The 21,043-nt window shown below is 30.7% G+C and carries 11 protein-coding genes; 3 read left to right on the plus strand and 8 right to left on the minus strand.

From position 1 onward, the window contains the following. A partial coding sequence (locus ACKVOV_RS06610; RefSeq protein ID WP_409205972.1) for an ATP-dependent Clp protease ATP-binding subunit occupies positions 1 to 2,278 on the plus strand: 2,278 nt, incomplete at its 5' end. A 29-nt stretch (positions 2,279 to 2,307) separates the two neighbouring features. Here ACKVOV_RS06610 and ACKVOV_RS06615 read toward each other — a convergent pair. The 8 genes from ACKVOV_RS06615 to ACKVOV_RS06650 all read right to left on the minus strand — a co-directional run bounded on the left by ACKVOV_RS06615 (position 2,308) and on the right by ACKVOV_RS06650 (position 9,336). Then, a complete protein-coding gene (locus ACKVOV_RS06615) occupies positions 2,308 to 2,970 on the minus strand; it encodes a hypothetical protein (protein WP_409205973.1) in 663 nt (220 codons plus the stop codon). Positions 2,971 to 3,023: 53 nt separating this feature from the next. After that, a complete protein-coding gene (locus ACKVOV_RS06620; protein WP_409205974.1) occupies positions 3,024 to 3,704 on the minus strand; it encodes a transglutaminase domain-containing protein in 681 nt (226 codons plus the stop codon). Positions 3,705 to 3,714: 10 nt separating this feature from the next. Beyond that, complete coding sequence (locus ACKVOV_RS06625) at positions 3,715 to 4,026, minus strand: antibiotic biosynthesis monooxygenase family protein (protein ID WP_409205975.1); 312 nt, start codon at positions 4,024 to 4,026, stop codon at positions 3,715 to 3,717. A 46-nt stretch (positions 4,027 to 4,072) separates the two neighbouring features. Next, positions 4,073 to 4,846 carry a nucleoside triphosphate pyrophosphohydrolase gene (gene mazG / locus ACKVOV_RS06630; RefSeq protein ID WP_409205976.1) on the minus strand — a complete coding sequence of 258 codons (774 nt, stop codon included), beginning with the start codon at positions 4,844 to 4,846 and terminating at the stop codon, positions 4,073 to 4,075. 41 nt (positions 4,847 to 4,887) lie between these two features. Continuing rightward, entirely contained in the window at positions 4,888 to 6,171 is a 1,284-nt protein-coding gene (locus ACKVOV_RS06635) for a glycosyltransferase family 4 protein (protein ID WP_409205977.1), read from the minus strand. Continuing rightward, positions 6,168 to 6,542 (minus strand): fluoride efflux transporter CrcB, encoded by a 375-nt coding sequence (gene crcB, locus ACKVOV_RS06640; RefSeq protein ID WP_409205978.1) that lies wholly within the window; start codon positions 6,540 to 6,542, stop codon positions 6,168 to 6,170. Before crcB ends, ACKVOV_RS06635 begins: the two co-directional genes overlap by 4 nt. Next, positions 6,543 to 9,005, minus strand: a complete 2,463-nt coding sequence (locus ACKVOV_RS06645; RefSeq protein WP_409205979.1) for a YfhO family protein — start codon at positions 9,003 to 9,005, stop codon at positions 6,543 to 6,545. 73 nt (positions 9,006 to 9,078) lie between these two features. Then, positions 9,079 to 9,336: a DUF4834 domain-containing protein gene (locus ACKVOV_RS06650; RefSeq protein WP_409205980.1), complete on the minus strand. Its 258-nt coding sequence runs from the start codon at positions 9,334 to 9,336 to the stop codon at positions 9,079 to 9,081. Between the two features lie 670 nt (positions 9,337 to 10,006). Here ACKVOV_RS06650 and ACKVOV_RS06655 point away from each other — a divergent pair. Then, the gene (locus ACKVOV_RS06655) at positions 10,007 to 16,726 is read left to right on the plus strand and encodes a T9SS type B sorting domain-containing protein (protein WP_409205981.1); all 6,720 of its coding nucleotides are present in this window, start codon (positions 10,007 to 10,009) and stop codon (positions 16,724 to 16,726) included. A 114-nt stretch (positions 16,727 to 16,840) separates the two neighbouring features. After that, a complete protein-coding gene (locus ACKVOV_RS06660; protein WP_409205982.1) occupies positions 16,841 to 20,986 on the plus strand; it encodes a T9SS type A sorting domain-containing protein in 4,146 nt (1,381 codons plus the stop codon). The last annotated feature ends 57 nt before the right edge of the window (positions 20,987 to 21,043 follow it).

Consider the following 21,043-nt stretch of genomic DNA (forward strand, 5'->3'; position numbering starts at 1 on the left):
CGAACATTTAATATTAGCAATTTTTGAATCAAAAAGTAAAGTAGCACAAATTTTAAAAGACCAAGGTGTAACCGAAAAAGGACTGAAAGCAGTAATTGAAGAATTAAGAAAAGGAGAAAGAGTAACATCAGCATCTGCAGAAGAAAACTATAATTCATTAAATAAATATGCCAAAAACCTTAATGAATTGGCCAAAGCTGGAAAGCTAGATCCTGTTATTGGTCGTGATGAAGAAATTCGTCGTGTATTACAAATTTTAACGCGTAGAACAAAAAATAATCCGATGTTAGTTGGTGAACCTGGTGTTGGTAAAACTGCTATTGCAGAAGGTTTAGCACATCGAATTGTAGATGGAGATGTTCCTGATAACTTGAAAGATAAAATAGTCTTTTCGCTAGATATGGGCGCATTAATCGCTGGAGCAAAATACAAAGGTGAATTTGAAGAGCGTCTAAAAGCGGTTGTAAAAGAAGTGACTGCTGCCGAAGGAGATATTGTACTTTTTATTGACGAAATTCATACTCTTGTAGGTGCTGGTGGTGGAGAAGGTGCTATGGATGCAGCAAATATTTTGAAACCAGCTTTGGCTCGAGGTGAGTTACGTGCTATTGGAGCAACAACATTAGATGAATATCAAAAATATTTCGAAAAAGACAAAGCTCTCGAACGTCGTTTCCAAAAAATTATGGTGGAAGAACCAGATACTGAAAGTGCTATTTCTATTCTACGTGGAATTAAAGAGAAATACGAAACACACCATAAAGTTCAGATAAAAGATGAAGCTATTATTGCTGCAGTCGAATTATCTCAACGGTATATTACCAATCGTTTTTTGCCAGATAAAGCTATCGATTTAATGGATGAAGCTGCTTCTAAACTGAGAATGGAGATCAACTCTAAACCAGAAGAACTCGATGTTTTAGACCGTAAAATAATGCAACTCGAAATTGAAATCGAAGCCATTAAAAGAGAAAAAGATGAGAGTAAACTCAAAATTTTAGGAATGGATTTGGCCAATCTCAAAGAAAATAGAAATGAGATTTATGCTAAATGGAAGTCTGAAAAAGATGTGGTTGACAATATTCAAGTTATAAAAACCGAAATTGAGGATTTTAAATATGAAGCAGAACGTGCCGAACGAGATGGAGATTACGGAAAAGTAGCCGAAATCCGTTACGGAAAAATAAAAGAAGCACAAGAACGATTAGACGTTTTACAAAAACAATTAATAGAAAACCAATCAGGAACTTCCTTAATAAAAGAAGAAGTTACCAGAGAAGATATTGCCGAAGTAGTTGCAAAATGGACAGGAATTCCAGTCATGAAGATGTTACAAGGCGAACGTGAAAAATTGCTACATCTAGAAGATGAGTTACATAAAAGAGTAGTGGGTCAAGAAGAAGCTATTCAAGCTGTAAGTGATGCTGTTCGTAGAAGTCGTGCAGGTTTGCAAGATATGAAAAAACCTGTTGGAACATTTCTTTTCCTAGGTACAACCGGTGTAGGAAAAACCGAATTAGCAAAAGCTTTAGCCGAATATCTTTTTGATGATGAAAACGCCATGACTAGAATTGATATGAGTGAATACCAAGAGCGTCACAGTGTAAGTAGGTTAGTAGGAGCACCTCCAGGATATGTAGGTTATGATGAAGGAGGTCAACTTACGGAAGCCGTTCGTAGAAAACCCTATTCTGTAATTTTATTAGATGAGATTGAAAAAGCGCATCCTGATACTTTCAATATTTTATTACAAGTTCTAGATGAAGGACGTTTGACAGATAATAAAGGTCGTCTTGCCGATTTTAAAAATACCATTATCATTATGACTTCTAATATGGGAAGCCAAATAATTCAAGATAAATTCGACAATCTGAAAGGAAGTATTGAAGACACGATTGAAGTAGCCAAAATGGAAGTTCTAGGCTTATTGAAACAAACCGTTCGTCCAGAATTTATTAATCGTATCGATGAAATTGTAATGTTTACACCTTTGACCAATGCTAATATTGCTCAAATTGTAGGTTTGCAACTTAAATCGGTAACTAAAATGCTAGCGTTACAAGGAATTACTATGGATGCTACACCAGAAGCGATTGCTTATTTATCTGAAAAAGGATATGATCCGCAATTTGGTGCAAGACCAGTAAAAAGAGTAATACAACGTGATGTTTTGAACCAATTATCTAAAGAAATTTTAGCAGGAACTATAGCAACAGATAGTATTATTTTATTAGATTCTTTTGATGGAAAATTGGTTTTTAGAAACCAATCTGAATAATTTTTTTGAGTAGCATACTGAAAAGTATGCTACTCTTTCATTATAATTACTGTGGCTTTAAAACCAGTACCTAAATTCCATTGATTTTCTGAAATCAGAGTTGCTTTTTCATCAAATATTTTAAATTCAGCAGTGTTAGGTCCAGAAGTGCCTTGATTTAATGCTTCAAAATCAATTTTATTAATTCCCTTTTCAAGTTTCAAATCTAATTGATTAAAATTTCCGCCTAAATATATTTCGTAGATTACAATTTTGTCATTTACTAAAACTCGGATTAAATCTCCATCAACCAAACCAAAATCTCTATAAAAAATTCCCACAACATCTGCTTTAGTTTTAAAATCACCTAAAAACATATTTCTTCTATACAATTTTGAATCACCATTTTCTTCACCTGTTCTAGAACTTTTATTTAATTTATCAGCATACATTTTTCCAGGATTGAAATCACTTATTGCTGAATTAAATTGGTTAGGTTTCTCTAATTGAGGGGCGTCATAAATTTTAGAAGGCTTTTTAAATCTTGTAATTTCAAATGGCTTCGAGATAGAATATTGTGGAGTAGCATTCTGATTTTTAGGAATATTTATATCAACTCTAGGAATTCCAGTAGATGGTATAGAAGAACCTTCCTGAGCAAAACTATTTGCAGAGAAGAAAAGGATAAAAAAGAACCCGTAATATAATTTCATTCTATTTGTGTATCAATAATTATTCCAATATTATAACGTCTGTTTACAGATATTTATTCTTCAATTTCTCCACTTCTTATTTTTCGTTTTTTTTCCATTCCTTCACTAAAAAAAGTATCAATTGTAATTTTATTTTCTAATAATTGCCATTCTTCATTTTCAGGAAAATGTTCAAGAATGAAATCATTCGGTTCATCAAATAAATATCTAATATTCAACGCTTTTTCTTCTTGGTTGTCAATTATTATTCCCCCATTCCCCCAAGTCGAATCAATAAATTCCCATTTGTCATATAGTTTTACTGCGTTCCAAGCATGATTAGTTTCGGCTAATTTTTCACCATTATAACCATATCCTTTTGCATATCCGTCAATTACTACACATTTTATTTTGGCATTGTCACAAATTACTTTAAATAGATTAGCATATCCTGCACAAATAGATTTTCTATTTTCTAAAGTTGCAATTGCAGAAACATCAATTTCTTTTTTGTTAATAAAAGCATCCCAATCATACTCAATATTTTCTGCAATCCAAAAATAAATTCTTGTAACAATCTCCTTTTTAGTTTTAGCATTCTTTTTTAGATATTTAGTCAAAGTTTCAATATCTGTTGTTTCAGATTTTGGAATTTCTTTCACATATTTTTCTATTTCCTCAAAATTCTTTATTTGAGAATAATTAGATATTGAACATAATAAAAGTATAAAAAAAATGATTTTTCTTATTTTCACGGTTCTTTTTTTAAATATCTGCTAACTCAAAACTATATTCTCTTTCTACTAGAGCTATTCTTGTAGTGTATGATTTATACCAGGAATTTATTCCTTTTTTCTGAGCCTCTAAATGGTCTGTGTTTTGTTTCCATTTTTTTATCGATTCTAAATCTCTCCAATAAGAAACCGTAATACCAACATCATTTCTAGCTGATTCTACGCCTAAAAAACCATCTTGTTTTTTGACTAGTGATTCCATTAGTTCAGCCATTTCGTTATAACCTTCTACATTTTCAGTTTTTACTGATGTGAAAATTACTGCGTAATAAGGTAGTTTCATAAATAGATGTTTTAATTAATAGAAATATATTTTAAGAAGCTGTAATCTATAATCTTTTCGCTTCTTCCCAAAAGACATCCATTTCTGCCAATGTCATATCAGAAAGAGGTTTGCCTAATTCTCCGGCTTTACTTTCTAAATACTGAAATCGTTTAATAAATTTCTTATTGGTTCTTTCTAAAGCATCTTCTGGATTAATCTTCAAAAAACGAGCATAATTAATCATCGAAAATAACACATCGCCAAATTCGGCTTCCATTTTGTCTTGATTGCCAGATTCGACTTCAACCTGTAATTCTTGTAATTCTTCTTGCACTTTATCCCAAACCTGATGTGGTTCTTCCCAATCGAAACCAACACCTTTTACTTTATCTTGAATTCTAGAAGCTTTAACCAGTGCAGGCAAACTTTTGGGAACACCTTCTAAAACTGATTTTTTGCCTTCTTTGAGTTTCAGTTTTTCCCAGTTTTGTTTTACTTCTTCTTCATCAGCTACTACAACATCTCCATAAATATGAGGATGTCTATGTATCAATTTTTCGCAAATATCATTAGCAACATCACCTATATCAAAACTATTGGTTTCACTTCCTATTTTGGCATAAAATACAATATGTAACAATAAATCTCCTAGCTCGTTTTTAACTTCATTTAGGTCATTATCCAATATTGCATCACCTAATTCATAGGTTTCTTCTATAGTTAGATGGCGTAACGATTGCAAAGTTTGCTTTTTATCCCAAGGACATTTTTCACGTAACTCGTCCATCACATCAAGTAATTTGTTGAAAGCGTCGAGTTGTTGTTGGCGATTATTCATATTTTATTTTTTTATATTCCAAAGAAGAATAGAAAATGATGTTATTGTAAATTAAGAATTTCGGCTAAATTTTTTGTCAAATTTTTCCTTGAATATTCTTGTAATCCAACTGGTGAGACTATTAGTTTTTTTATTAAATATAATTCGAAATAAGATAAAATTAGTTTTTTTAATTTCTCTTTTTCATCATAAGTAAAGAAAACGCCCGTATTTGTATTTGTGATAATTTCTGCAAAATCAGAACCTTTTGGACCTATCGCAATTACAGGTCTTTCGGAAACCATATATTCAAATAATTTTCCTGGAATTATACTTTTAGTTTCGGGTGAATCAATTTCTATTAATAATAAAATTTGAGATTTTTTTTGATGTTCAACCGCTTCTTTATGTGAGACATAACCTAAATTATTAATATAAGAGTTTAGATTAAAAGCATGTATTGTATCTAAAATTTCTTGGCTTACTTTTCCAATTAATTTTAATTGAAAAAGGTTTGCGAAATTTTCGTTTTCAGCCACTAATTCACTTAAAGATTCCCATAAAATCATAGGATTTCTGTCGGACAAAAAGGAACCAATATGTGCTAATGTAAACTTTTCGTCTAATACTTGTTTAGAGATATTTTCTACATCATAACCATTAGTGATTACTTCGATTGGTTTTGACGTAATCGCTTGAAATTCAGTTTTTGTGGTTTTACTTGTTACTATAATAGTATCAGCGGTATTTAAAACTTTTCGTTCTAAATTTTTATGTTTTTTTTCGGCATAAGAAGATAATTTTAAAGCCGAATGATAACCAATAGTTGTCCAAGGATCACGAAAATCGGCAAACCATTTTATACTAAGATTTTGTTTCAATTTTAATCCAATGAGATGTAAACTATGAGGTGGACCTGAAGTGATTATGGTATCTATATTGTTTTCTGTAATATACTTTTCCAAGTATTTGACAGATGGTTTTACCCACAAAATCCTTGCGTCTGGAATAAATAAATTACCACGAACTAATAGTAATAATTTTTGAATAAAATTTTGTTTTTTTTGATTTGGAATAATCCCAGAACTAATTCCTTTTGTGTTTTTTTTAGAAAAAACAGAAGCCAATTGGTAAGGTTCAATAATCTTATTTCTTAAAATAATAGCTTGCTTTGAAACTTCACTAATCAAACCTTCATCTATAATGGGATAAGTCGGATTTTCTGGAATATAAACAATAGGTTGAATATTGTATTCAGGTAAATATTTTACAAACTTAAGCCAACGTTGCACACCTGGACCGCCAGCTGGTGGCCAATAATAGGTTATGATAAGGACTTTTTTCATAATCCTTTAGCAATTATTAGTCCTGTCCATGTTGCCATTAATCCGAAGAAAACACTCAAACTAATGTATAAAAAAGCAATTAATATTTGATTATTTTGTATTAGTTGTATATTTTCATTAGAAAACGTAGAAAATGTAGTGTAACCACCACAAAGCCCTGTGATTAAGAAAAATTTTAAATCCTGAGAAACAGCATTTTGTTTTTCTAAATAACCAAAGAATAATCCAATAAGTAAACAACCTACAATGTTAGTTACAAAAGTGGCGTAAGGGAAAGTGGCTTGTAAATATTTGTTCATAACAACAGTGGTTAAGTAACGTAAAACGCTACCTAATCCTCCGCCAAGTGCTATGTAAAATATGGTTTTCAATTAAGTTTTTTTGTGTTTCGTTTCATAATAAATTCCGCCTGCTAATAATAGTAAAATTCCAATAAAACTTATTAATGAAATCATACTTCCGGTTTTTACAACTTGTGGTTCAAACTTAAATTCGATAGTATGTTTTCCTGCAGGAATTGGCAAACCTCTTAAAACGTAATCAACTCTATAATGGTTATTTAATTTTCCATCTATATAAGCATTCCAACCATTTTTATAATATATTTCAGAAAAAACGGCAAAACCATTATTTGCATTATTTGAAGTATATTTTAAATAATTTGATTTATATATATTAAGCTTAATTGTTGCTGTTGAATCTGCTTTGGCAAAAGGTTTTACAATTCCTTTCTCAAGTTTATCTAAGCTTCTTACAGCTGTGTTTTTCAAATCGGTATTTACTAACGATTTCATTTCTTCGTCGGCAGAGTTTACTAATTTTATATCATTTACAAACCAAGCGTTTCCGTTTGTAAAAGGGTTTGTAATAGAAATTTCTCCTTCTTTTGTTGGCACAATAATATACTTAACATTCAAAGCATCAAGCATGGGAATATTTTTATTTAAAGCCATTGTTTCTGGATTTACAGATTTGTTTAGATCACGAAGATTTCTATCGATAATATAATCAAATAATTGGTCAAATCTTCTTGGTCTTACAGCACTATATCCGCCTACTGATTTATGAAAATAAGAAGTTCTTGCTTGTAATCTTCCTTGTACTTCATAAACTCTATAATGTGTTGTGTCTTTTAGAATTTCTAAATCGGTTGGTGTTGCTTGAAATGGTTGATCTATTTCTTGAGCGTTTGCAAAGCTGGAGCTGTTTAAGTAATTTTTATCAATAAAAAATAAGTCGGAAACCATTATTATTCCCACTAAAATGACAGCTACTTTATGAGAAATAGTATTTTTTATAGACAACCACATTGCCCCAAAAGCTATTAGTATTAAAAAACCTGAACGAAGTAAATCGGCTGAAAACATCGTTTTTCTATCAGCTTTTAATGCATCAATAAATTCTGGACCATAAGATTCTGCTAAGTAATTATCACCTCCGCCAGCAAAACTAAAACTTCCTTTAAAAATGAATAATAAAGCTAAAATCCCTAAACTTATAGAAGCTGATTTCCATAGGTTTGTCCATTTTTCTTTTTCTTCTAGTTTAAAAAATGATTGTAATGCCATAATTGCAAGTACAGGCATGCAAATTTCTAGTATAACTTGTATAGACGAAACAGCTCTAAACTTATCATACATGGGTACAAAATTGATAAAGAAATCTGTTAATATTGAGAAATTTTTCCCCCAGGACAGCAATAATGTTACGATTGCTCCGGCTAGAAAAACATATTTTATTTTTCGTTTATCACAAAAAAGGGCTAAAACCGCTAAAAAGAAAACTACAGCACCAATATAGGCCGGAGCCGATACACCTGGCTGGTCTCCCCAATAAGTAGGCAATCCTTTTACAATTTCTTTTGCCTGATCTTCTGGGACATTTTGAGCAATTGCATATTCATATATAGAAGAATTTGTACCTAAATTTTCATTATTTGAACCTCCAAAAATTCGAGGAGCAATTAGGTTAAAACTTTCGGCTATTCCATAACTGTATTCGGTAATATAATCATAGGTCATTGCTGAATTGGTTTCATTTTTTGAACCATCAGCATTAAACGTTAATTCATTTTTGCCTCTGATACTAAAATCTGCATATTCGGCAGTAGCTAATAAGCTTGTCGCATTCGCGCCTATTGCAAATATTCCTGCTATTCCAAAAGTCGCAAAACTATATAATAGTGGTTTATATTCCTTGTTTTTAATGGCTTTGTAAACAAAATATGTTGTAATTATTAGTAAGAGTATCAGTAAGTAGTAGGTCATTTGAAAATGATTTGCATTAATTTCTAATGCAACTGCAAACAATGTAAGTAAACCACCAATAATATATTTATTTCGATAAACCAATAGAACACCAGCAATAACCATAGGCATATAAGCTATGGCGTGCACTTTTGCATTATGCCCAACTCCAATAATGATAATTAAATAGGTTGAAAAACCAAAAGCTAATGCACCAAAAAATGCCTTTAAAGGATTTATTTTTAGTACTAAAAGTAGAACATAAAACCCTAAGAAATATAGAAACATATAATCTGCGGGACGAGGTAAAAACCGAATTAATTCATCAATATTTTTGATGTAATTATGCGGATAATTTACACCTAATTGGTAGGTTGGCATACCACCAAAAGCGGAATTTGTCCAATAGGGTTCTGAGTGATTTTCTGCTCTAAAATCATTTTGTTCCTTAGCCATTCCAGAGTATTGTACAATGTCTGACTGGAGAATTTTTTTTCCTTGTAAAACGGGGTAAAAATAAATAATAGAAACTAATACAAAAGCAAAAATAGCTAATGCATGCGGATAAAATCTTTGTAACTTGTTCATAAAGTAATGAATTGAATCAAAATAAGGTGTGAAGATACATAAATTTTAGATTTTTGAAAACTAAAACTAAAATCTACTCTACTTCCTCATAATCTATATAATCACCTACTTGTTTAGTAGGTTTAAGATTCTCCTTTTTTTGGGTTTGAAAATCTTGATTATTTTGCTGATTATAAGTATTTTGATGTTTGTTAAAATTTTCCTGCATTTTATTGGCTGCTTTTTGTAAAAGTATAGGCAAAAAAATACGAGACAAGAACTTGACTAGGTAATAAAACCCAATTATATATATTAATGTTCTAATTAATCCGGCAAAAGAAGCTTCTTGCATTATCTAATTTTTTTCAAAAATAATAAAACTAAATTTTAAAATTAAATTTTGATTCTTAAATTAATGATAAAATATACGGATGCGAGTTATCATATGTTAAAAAAATAAAAGATTGTTTTTTAATATGTAAAAATAAATAAATTATTGAATATCAGATTTTTAAAATAAAAACCCCGTAAATAAGCATTAAATTGTAATAAAAAAAATTAACAAAATGTGTGGTAAAACCGTAATTCAATTATTTTTTTAAGTTGGATTTTTGCGTTTTTAGCTCTATAAATTATCCTATGGTTGCTAAAACAAATTGAGATTTATATGCAATCAGGTTGTGTTTTTGGATTAATTTAAATTATAAAAGATGAAATAAAATTATCTTCTCAAATTAATTAAATATAATTAGGTTCTCTTATTCTATAAGGACCTTCTGTATTTTATTTATTCTTCTCAAGAATACATTTCCGTTAAATAAAAAAATGAAACTAAATCTAATATTTACATGTTATTTTAGATTTAGTTTTTTTTATTATCAATAAAAAATTTAGATTTTATCAAGCTTCATATCTAAATTATAAGAATTCAATAAGGTTTGTAAAATAACAAAATGATAACTAATACTTTAACTTATCTATAAATAGCTTCACTATGTTTATGTTAAATAAATCACAAAAAAATGAGATCTAAAAAAACTACTTTATTTATAATTTTTTTCATTTTTTTTACTTCCATATCCTTCAGCCAATCGCCAACTGTTGTTATTTCTGATCACAATAACAATACTGGTACAATAAATATAGATTGTCCGTACAGCTTTATTCCACCAAAAAAAATAAGGTTAACTGCAACATTTCCAGATTTAAAATCGACAACCGATTATACTGTTACAACAAATCCTTTTACCCAATCGGGTAATTTTTTTGATGGCACTCCAATTGTATTTACTGGTGATGATACTTGGAGTTCATCAATTCCAATTGGTTTTTCATTTTGTTTTTATGGTAATAATTATAATTCTGTAAATGTTGGTGATAATGGTATCGTTCGTTTTGGTTATAATAGCAGTATACCTGAAGGCTCTTTTTCATCTATAACAAATACAACTCCAAATCCATCATTAGTAAGAAATGCAATTTTTGGAGGTTTTCAGGATATGCTTAATATTCCTGTAGGATTTGGATGTGCAGTTGGCGAAAACTGTGGTTCTGTAAAATACATTACTTCTGGTACAGCACCGTTTAGAAAATTTGTGGTAAATTTTAATGGTGTTAAGCATTTTAATTGTTATGGATTAAATGATAGAAAATCGACATTTCAAATTGTATTATACGAAACAACAAATGTTATTGAAATTAATGTAAAAGATAAACCTCTTACATGTAATGGTAATGTTAGCGCAAATGGTAATGGAAATTCATTAATTGGATTAAATAATGCAAATGGTACAATGGGTATTTCTCCTATTGGAAGAAATACAGGAGTGTGGTCTGTTTTAGACGAATCATATAAATTCACACCTAATGGAGTAAGTAGTACACAAATAAATTGGTACAATTCTTCAGGAGGCTTGTTAGGAAGTTCAAACCCTATTGATGTTATTCCGCCTACTAATGACACCTTTTATACAGCTACCGTTCTTTATAATACCTGTACTCCCATACAAATTAGTAGTACTATTAATGTTGTTTACTCATTAGATTTTCCAGTTGCTCCAAATATTACTGCAAATTTTTGTGATACAGTTCTCCCTTTCCCAAGCGAAAGTGTAGATATTGAAAGTTTGTTAGTTCCAGAAGCTGGTATTGTAAAAACAATTCATAACACTCAATTTGAAGCCGATGCTGGTATAAACGCATTAACTGGTATGAATGTTTATAATATGATAAGTACCACTCAAATTTTTTATTACAGAAAAACGTTTGGTGCTTGTTATGCAACAGGGATGATTACTGCAAATCTTTTTCAAACACCTCCTCAGCTTGCAGATCAATATATTTATGTGTGTGACACAAATAATGATGGTTTAGAAGTGGTCACATTAAATGGTTTAGCAAATCAGATTGCGGGATACCAACCTTGGATGGCTATTTCTTACTATCAAAATTTACCTAATGCTATTCAGGATGTAAACCCTTTTTCTAGTGTTACTGTAACTACCATTCCTGGTTTTTATGATGTTTATATAAGAGTAATAAATCCTGCTAATCCCAATTGTTGGACAGTTAGTAAGGTTATTATAAGAATTCTTCCAAAATTGGAGCTAGCCCCAATTGTTCCGTTTTGTATAAACGATCCTAATTTTAATTTACAAGAAAACTATGATTTAACAACAGTACCAATAACAATTATTACTGGATCTGGAACAATAAATGTTTTGTATTATACTTCTTCATCTGATGCACAAAATGGTACAAATCCAATTCTAGATCCAGCTAATTATTTAGTAAATATCCCGCAACCTGCTACAAATGTAACTGTTTATATGGTTGCAACTGCTACGGGATTTTGTCCAACTATTTTGCCTATTACTATTTCTTTTTGTGTAGCAATTGGAATTGATCCTAATGACCCTAACGGAAATGGAGGAGGAGGAGGTTTTGGAGGAGAAGGAGCTTGTTTAGAATCTGGAGATCCGATTCCTTCATATAATTTAAATGTAGTATATAATAACGTTATGAGTGCTGTAGTTCCAGTTCCTGCTTCTATAGGGTTTTATACCACTTTATTAGGTGCTCAAACTCAAGATATTTCAGTTTTATTAACCCTAGCTCAAGTTAGTAATTTTACACCTGTTGCACCATTTTCAGAAATTTGGGTGAGATATATTGATGCAAATGGAACAGTTGGTATTAAAAGAATTATAGTTCCTGTAAAATTTATAAAACATATAAACAGAGATTATCCTATTTGTGATATTTTGAATGATGGTCAAGAAATAGTAAATTTATTACCCTATATAGCACAAATCCAGTTAGAAAATCCAGGAGAAACAGTCACTTGTTATGCTTCTCCAATTGATTATGCTTCAGGTACAAACCCAATAACAAGTATAAATATTTTATCACCCAATACAATTGTTTATGTAAAAGTTAGGTCCTATGGTTGTAATTCAAATTATGACTTAAATTTTATTTTAAACCCATTCGATATAGGAATTCCAATTTTAAAACAAGTTTGTGATATTGGATCTGATGGTACAGAACCTTTTAATTTAGCGGCTTTAATTCCCAGTTTGGGAACTGGATTTACAAATCCTACAATTAGTCTGCATTCTACTTTAGCTGGTGCTTATACAGAAACTAATTTAATTCCTAATAGTACAACAAACTATCCTGTAAACCCAACAACAACAGTTTGGGTAAGAATAGAGGAAGATCCAACTATTTTACCATTAACATGTCCAACAATTATAGCAATAAATTTTGGTTTCTTTAATTCTGTTTCAACAAATACTATCGCAACCCTTGAAATTTGTGATATTGATAATGATGGACAAGTTCCGATTCCAAATTTAAATGCAATTGTAGCTTCAATGGTTAATGAAATTCCAACTGAGCCAATAATCAAAAAATTATATTCCGACTTAGTATCAGCACAAACTAATAATCCTATTTTTGAGATTTTGCCAAACTGGGATTTATTTATTTATGACACTACTATTTTTGGTGTAAATGGTATTATTTATCTTTATTTAGAAAATACAATTACAGGTTGTACAAGAATTGTACCTATAAATGTTACTGTCAAATCATTACCAATAGCTGTAAATCCGACTGTAGATATTTGTGATTTTGAAAATGATAATAACGAAGTAATTGCTAATATGAGTACTTTCAATTCTCAGATTACAACTAATTATTTTCTTTATAACTATCAGTATTTTGAGACACTTGCTAATGCTACAGCTGGAAATCCCGTTATTCCTCTAAATTTTTCTGTTCAAAACGGGACTATTGTTTATGTAAAAATAACTAGTGGAACAGTTGTGGGTTGTGAAGTGATAGTTCCTATTCAAATTAATTTACAATCATCTCCATTAACTAATAATATAACACCACTTATTTGTGATAATTTAGGAAATGGAACTGAATTAGTAAACCTTAATAGTTATCAAACTCAAATTATAAGTAATATAACAGGTTTATCTTTTCAATATTATAGTTCGCAAAGTGATGCTTTACAAAACTTAAATCCATTTTCGAATTTTACAACTGCAAACTATTCTATTTCTTCATTTAATGCCAGTAATATTGCTCTACCTATTTTTGTAAGAGTTACAAATACAACATCAGGATGTTTTTCTATTTCTACAATTATCTTTGAAAGAAGAACAATAATCGAGGCATTTGATGCAATACAATTTGCATGTGATATTTCGTTAACTAATGAACTAAATGGTGTTTTTGATTTAACAACTTCAATTCCGAGGATAAATGGTTCAGGAATGATAGTAAATTCTTCAGCATATACTATTTCGTATCATAATAATTTAAACGATGCAACTTTAGGAATTAGCTCGATTAGTACACCAAATAATTATAATGTAACAGCAAATCAAACTTCTTATATCTATGTTCGATTTTTAGATAATATAACAGGCTGTTTTACAGTTAAAGTTTTAGAACTTCAAATATATAATTTACCAAAATTTGTAAATAGTTTTTATGATGTTTGCGATGATAACTTAGATGGTCAGTATATTATAAATCTGACTAGTTTAAATATAACTGTGGTTGAGGATCCAACACCATATACGTTTCAATATTACTTGACACAAACAGATGCTTATGCAGGCATTAATCCTATTACTAACATTGCTAATTATGTTATAAATATTAATGAATTTCCAAAAATAATTTATGTAAAAGGAACGAATATAAATAATTGCAGTAAAGTAAAATCAGTAACGTTAGAGCACAAACCAGAAGTTCCTTTATTACTTACTAATGCAATAATTACCGAATGTGATGTTAATAATGATGGAGTAGAATTCTTCAATTTGACCGATGCACAAAGTATGATTACTTCACAAGGAGGTGTTACTTTTACTTATTTTACATCAATAGCTAATTTACAAGCTAATACAAACCCAATTGTTAATCCAACAACATATCAGAATCTTACGCCAAATCCTAGTGTAGTTTATGTAAGGGTTTCGGCACCAACCACAAATTGTGATAATTGGGCAACAATAACACTAAACCCTTTTTATCAAGAATATATAATTCCGAATCAAATCACACTTTGTGATAACAATGCAAACGGAACAGAAATAATAAATCTTGCACAAACTGTTTATAGTATATTGTCTAATTACAATTCGGCAACACTTAATCTGGAATTTTATTTCACTTTAGCTGATGCTAATGCAGGAATAAATATAATTACTAATCCGCAAACTTATCTATTTACAAATTTTGCTACTCCAATTTTTGTCAAAATAATAAACATATCTACTGGTTGCCCTATTGTAAAAGAACTCCATTTTATAAATCCACCAGCAATTATACTTACACCAAAAGTTATAAGTATTTGTGACTATAACAGAAACAATAGTGAAGTTATTAATTTATCGACTTATTTTAATCAATTATATTTTAGCGCAACTAACTATAATACAACAAGTTATTTGACTGAGGCCGCAGCAAATATGGGATCTTTTACAGACCAAATATCTAATATAAATTATTTGCAAACTCAGGTTCAACAAGTATTCTGGATTCGATTTGTAGATACTAACGGATGCTATTCTGTGACATCATTAACAATAAATATTATACCACTTCCTAATCCTAGAATTAACCCACCATTATTAATCCATTGTGATGACACAAATTCTGGCGATTTAACAGAAATCTTTAATATTACCACAAATAAAAATTACATTTTAAATGGAAGCAATGATTTAGTCACTTATCATGCAACACAAAATGATGCTGATAACGGATTGAATCCAATAATTAATCCAATAAATTATTCGTCACCAACAGCAAGTGTTTGGATAAGAGTAACTACTAATCCTGTAAGTAGTGTTACAAATTGTGCAGTTGTTATAGAACAAAAATTAATTGTAAATCGGTTACCATTAGCAGGACCAGTAAGTGATTATTTTAGTTGTATTAGCACAAATGCAGGAGAAGCAATTTTTGTTTTGAATTCAAAAAATGCCGAAGCATTAGCAGGACAAAATCAAACCATGTTTACTGTAAATTATCACCTAACACAAAATGATGCAAAACTAGGAATAAACCCTATATCGAATATTTTCTCTAGTATTTCTAGATTAATTTGGGTAAGTGTAAGAAATAATAGTACAGGTTGTATTAACACTACTTCATTAAATTTAATTACAGAAATTAGAACAACTGCAACAGCTCCAACCATAAACTTGACAACAGTATGTGATCTTGATGGAAATAATAATGGATTGACAGTTTTTAATTTAACAACATTAAACGCGACAATAATTGGTGCAAATCAAATAGGTTATGCAATCGAATATTTTGCGAGTTTAGCAGATTTTAATTCAAACAATCCAATTACTAATCCGTCAAATTTCACAAATACACTAAGCACACAAACTATTTATGCGAAAGTAACAAATCTAGCTACCGTAAATAAATGTGCTGCAGATACTCATTTTAGTTTGGTAATAAATCTTCTTCCTGAACCAACCCCAAATGGAGGAACATCATGTTATAATCAAACGACTGGAAATCTGATTAGTAGTCATATAATAAATTCAGGATTAAGTCCTGTAACTCACACTTTCGAGTGGTATAATAATACGACACTAATCCCAAATCAAAATGGAAGTACATTAGAAGTTACAGAAGCAGGAACCTATTTTGTGATTGCAACTAATATTCAAACTAGGTGCGAATCTGAACCTAAAGAGGCGATTGTTATTCGTTCAGAGCCAGCGATAGCATCAGCATTAGTTGAATATTCGTTTCAAGATAATATAAAAATTATTGTAACATCAGTTGGAAAAGGGGATTACACATATCAATTGGATAATGAAGTTATACAAGCTTCAAATGTTTTTGAAAATGTTGAACCTGGAACTCATGTGATAACTGTTTATGATACTTTCGGATGCAATCCAACAGAAATAGAAGTGGTTGTTTTAGATTATGATAAGTTTTTCACTCCAAACGGAGATGGTTATAATGATACTTGGCATATTGCAGGAATAAAGGGTCAGCCTAATGCAAAAGTTTATGTTTTTGATAGATTTGGTAAACTTCTAAAGGAGCTATCACCGGAGCAAGAAGGGTGGAATGGTACATATAATGGAGAAAAACTCCCTGCAACTGATTACTGGTTTACAGTAAATTATGTTGAAAATGGGCAAGAAAAAATATTTAAAACACATTTTGCTTTAAAAAGATAACCCTCAAATTTATAAAAAATGAAATAAAAAAAACTTAGCAAACAAATATTTTCCTAAAATTCTAATAATAGTAGGGAATTTAACAAACTTAGATTAATTATTAAAACCTCATTTATGAAAAAAAATATATTTTTCAGCAAAATTGGGATAATAGGATTATTTATATTCTTATTATCTTCAGCAGATTGTATTGCTCAAGGACAAACGCCAGAACCACGTTTTAGGACTTATCATACAGGTCAAGCGTTTACAGCTATAACAGTCGATTTAAACAAAAATGTTTGGGCAGGAACAGACAGACAAGGAATTTATTTTTTAAGTCAAGCTGTTTCTACGCCACAGCCTACATTTAGTGCACAAACTATAGGTACAGCACCTGTTGTAGGGACTTTGAGAATCAACTCATTGGCCACTGACAAGACAGGAAGTATTTGGGTAGCACATTCAGGAAGTAGTGGTACATTTAATGGCGGCGGTGTCGAGAAAATAAATGTTAGTTCTTTAGCATCACAACATTTTATTTCAGCCAGAGATGCTAGAGGGTTTTCTGCTCAAGGGCTTCCTTATTTAGAAAGAGATGGTACAGCCACTCTAAACGCACAACAAGTTATAGTTGATAAAAATAATACGGTCTGGATTGCACAGAGGTATCATGATTTATTGTCTTCTCCTAATTATTTTGTAACTCCAGGAACTTTTTCTTTTAGAAATGCAGAAGCTACAACACCTTTTAATTCGGTAAGTACATGGAAAGATCATCAAGATGGGACAATGGATTCTAATATTCCTTATCCTGCATACACTTATAATCCAACTGCAAGCCAAACAGGGCAAACTAGAAATTTCACTATTATTTCGGCAGATAAAGAGTTTATGTGGACAGGTCATTATGGTTATGAAGTACATCAAGAAGTACCGCAAGTCCCTCCAGTTCCAGGAGAGTACATACAAGCGAGGTTAATGAAATGTACATTATCAGGACAAACTACAGGTGAGTTTTATACTACAAAACAAGCAAAACTAGGTTCTGGAGGAGTTTTTAACGGAGTTTATGCTAATAATAAAAAAGGAACTTGGGCAACTAAATCTATAGCAGGAGTTGGTTTTTCGGTACTTAAAGATGGTAAGTGGTATAATGTAAATGATCCGCAAATTGTTCCTGCAGGAGCAAAATTTAACGATAAAGCTATTTGGGGAGATGTTTTTGGAAAAGTATATTTAGGAACCGATAAAGGACTTATTGTTTATGATGGTATAGGACCTGTAAACTTAGCAGACTCTTATACATTGTATACAAATATACCTTATACTTCTAATAGAAATGTTACCGATCCAGATATGTTATCCAATAATATTACTGCGGGATCGATAGAAGGAGATTTAAGTCCTTATTTTTCTTGGATTGCAACACCATCAGGAATCATGAGATTATTTCTTCCTCCAGGTGATGTTAAAGTAATGCATGTTGAATATAAAAACTTTCCATTTAATCAAATTGAGCCATTAAATGGAAAAGAGAATTATATCCCTTTTGCAGATTTAAAAAGACAGACTGCAACCTACGTTCCGTCAGAAAATGAAGCACCAATTTTTGCAGCAGATGGAACTCAATCAAGTGTTTTTAGAATAAAAACTACAGATGGTGTAGGTTTTTATGCAAGTTCAAATAATTATAAGTACGAAATTGTATATGACAATTTTAGTACTGTTCCAGGAACTCCTGGTACCGAATTATATAAAGCTAAATACGGAGAATTTACATTAAAACCGATTGCCGATTATGGCAACGGAGCGACTCCCGAAACACTAACAGAAGTTGATGTTATTTTTAGACATCCTGAGTTTATTGATGCGAATGAATTTGTTGCAAACAAAAATTATGCAAAATTTAGATTAGTAATTTGGGACAAAAGAGATCCACTAAACCCTGTAATGATTTTTGATCATCCTATTAAGTTCTCGTTACCTCCAGTGTTATTAGTTCATGGTGTATGGACTGAAATGAGTTCTTTAAAAGGAATAGAAGAATCATTAAAAACTAAAGGATATACAGATAGTGAAATATTAAAAGCATGGAGGACAGATGTTACAGAGGCAGAAAGCCCTTTTGAAGGTTCTGCATTAGTTATTCCAAATGCAATCAATACATTACGAGCAAATGCTCTTGGAGCAAAAGTTTCTGCGGGTAAAGTAAATTTAGTAGTACATAGTAGGGGAGGTTTATATGCCAGAGCATATATTGAAAATATTTCATATCAAACCTATTATAAAGATGATATCAATTCGTTAATTACTCTTAATACTCCTCACTTTGGTTCTCAAGCAGCAAATGCAGTATTAGATAAGAGAATTGCAGTTAATGGATTTAGAATAATTAGTGGTATTGCTACATACGTTCCTCTTACTTTTACATATTCGCAGATTATTCCACAAATGACTGTAGGTGATTTGGTTAAAAAAACGGGAGTTGTGCCAGAAAAAGATCAGATTCTCGATTGGGGTGCAAAAGTTTTAAGCGTAGAAAATGACAACCTATCTCATAAAAATGAGGAGGAAACTAAGTTTATTGCAAATTTGAATAGTCCTAGTAATGTGCAAAAACTTCAAGGAGTTCCTATACATGCAGTAGCAACTAATTTTTCAATATGTGAGATTCATCCTATTCTTTGTAACCCACTAGGAACAATACCTGTACTTGCAATATCATCACCTTGGATTAAGTCTATGTATTTACTTTGGGACTCATTAGTAAATCAATTGCCATCAAGTTTAGATCAATTTATTACACATCTATATGATGGAGAAACAAGTGATGCAGTAGTACCTAACAGAAGTATGAAAGCTGGATTAAGTTCACAATATATAAGTACTTTCCCTGGAGAAAACATACTACATATATCTGGAATAGATGGAGTAGGTTCAGCTTCAGGAGTAACAACGACTCCTAGTGTTCATAATAGAATTTTTGAATTACTAAAACAAGATTTTAAATCTACAAATAGCAATTTTACTAGAGATGGTATAATTCCTACACCTTTAAGATATAATTTTTTACCAAATTTAAGTAATGGCTATTCAAACAAATCTACAACAACATTTAATGGAGGTTTTGCTATAGACCCTAATTCTTTTACTGGAGATATGTTATCTGGAGGTACAATTAGTTATAATGTACTCCAAGTAAATGTAAACAAGCTTAATGTAGTTTATGATTGTCTTGGAACAAATATGACATTCTTAACCAATAGAATTGGACCATTACCAGAATCTAATAACTTTGTATTTACAATCCCTCAAAACTTTGTAGGAAGCTTAAAAATAACAGTTTACGGGTATGATATTACTGGAGCAATTATAGGAGAAAATACATATACAATTACCGTATTATCTCCAGCAGGAGCAACGTTACAAAGTATTCGTTATGAGAATCCAGATATAACAATCCCTGAACAAACTTTATCTGAGTTTAAACTACTTGGTATGTATAGCGATGGAATTGAAAGAAGAATAAATGATATTCCAGGTATTACTTATGTAATAGACAATCCAACTATTATTCAAAAAACTGATAATAAAACAGTAAAAGGTTTAGCTTTAGGAGAAACTGCACTTGTAGCGACAGTAGGAGCACTTACAACATCACTAAATGTATTTGTTATTGTAAACCCTGCTTTACTCCAATCATTAGTAACAAGCTATTATTCTGAATATACGGGTCTTGGTCCAGTTAGTGTAAAATGGGACGTGTATCAGCAATATCGAGCACAAAAGTTCATCTTAGAAAGAAGTTCAGATAATGTAGCATTTGCACCTCTAAATGAGCAATTAGCTGCGGGTACAAATTATACTCCTATGAACTATTCTTATATAGATAATACTACTGACGAACTTATATATTATAGATTAAAACTAATAGATTTAGATAATGTTGTTACATATAGTAATGTTATTGAGGTAAGAAGAGGAACTCTTGCTAATACTAATTTTGCAATTAATGATAACAAAATTGTATTAACACCAAATCCCTTATTAGAAGGAACAGGAGGATTGTTAATTAATTCTTCAATTGTAGATTCTAATGCAGATTTAAACATTTATAATATTAGTGGAAGATTAATATTTAGTAAAAAATGTGAACTAAAAGGAGGCATACAAACAATCTCTTTTAATATGCCTATTGGTGCAAGTAAAGGATTATATTTGGTACAAATTAAAACTAAAGAATTTACAAAAACTTTAAAACTTTTATATCAAAAATAGTTAACTAAGAAGACAATATAAAAAGGTCTTAATAAATTTGGGTTTGGCATTTATCGA

The sequence above is a fragment of the Flavobacterium sp. genome, from assembly GCF_046153165.1.
Taxonomy (GTDB): Bacteria; Bacteroidota; Bacteroidia; order Flavobacteriales; family Flavobacteriaceae; genus Flavobacterium.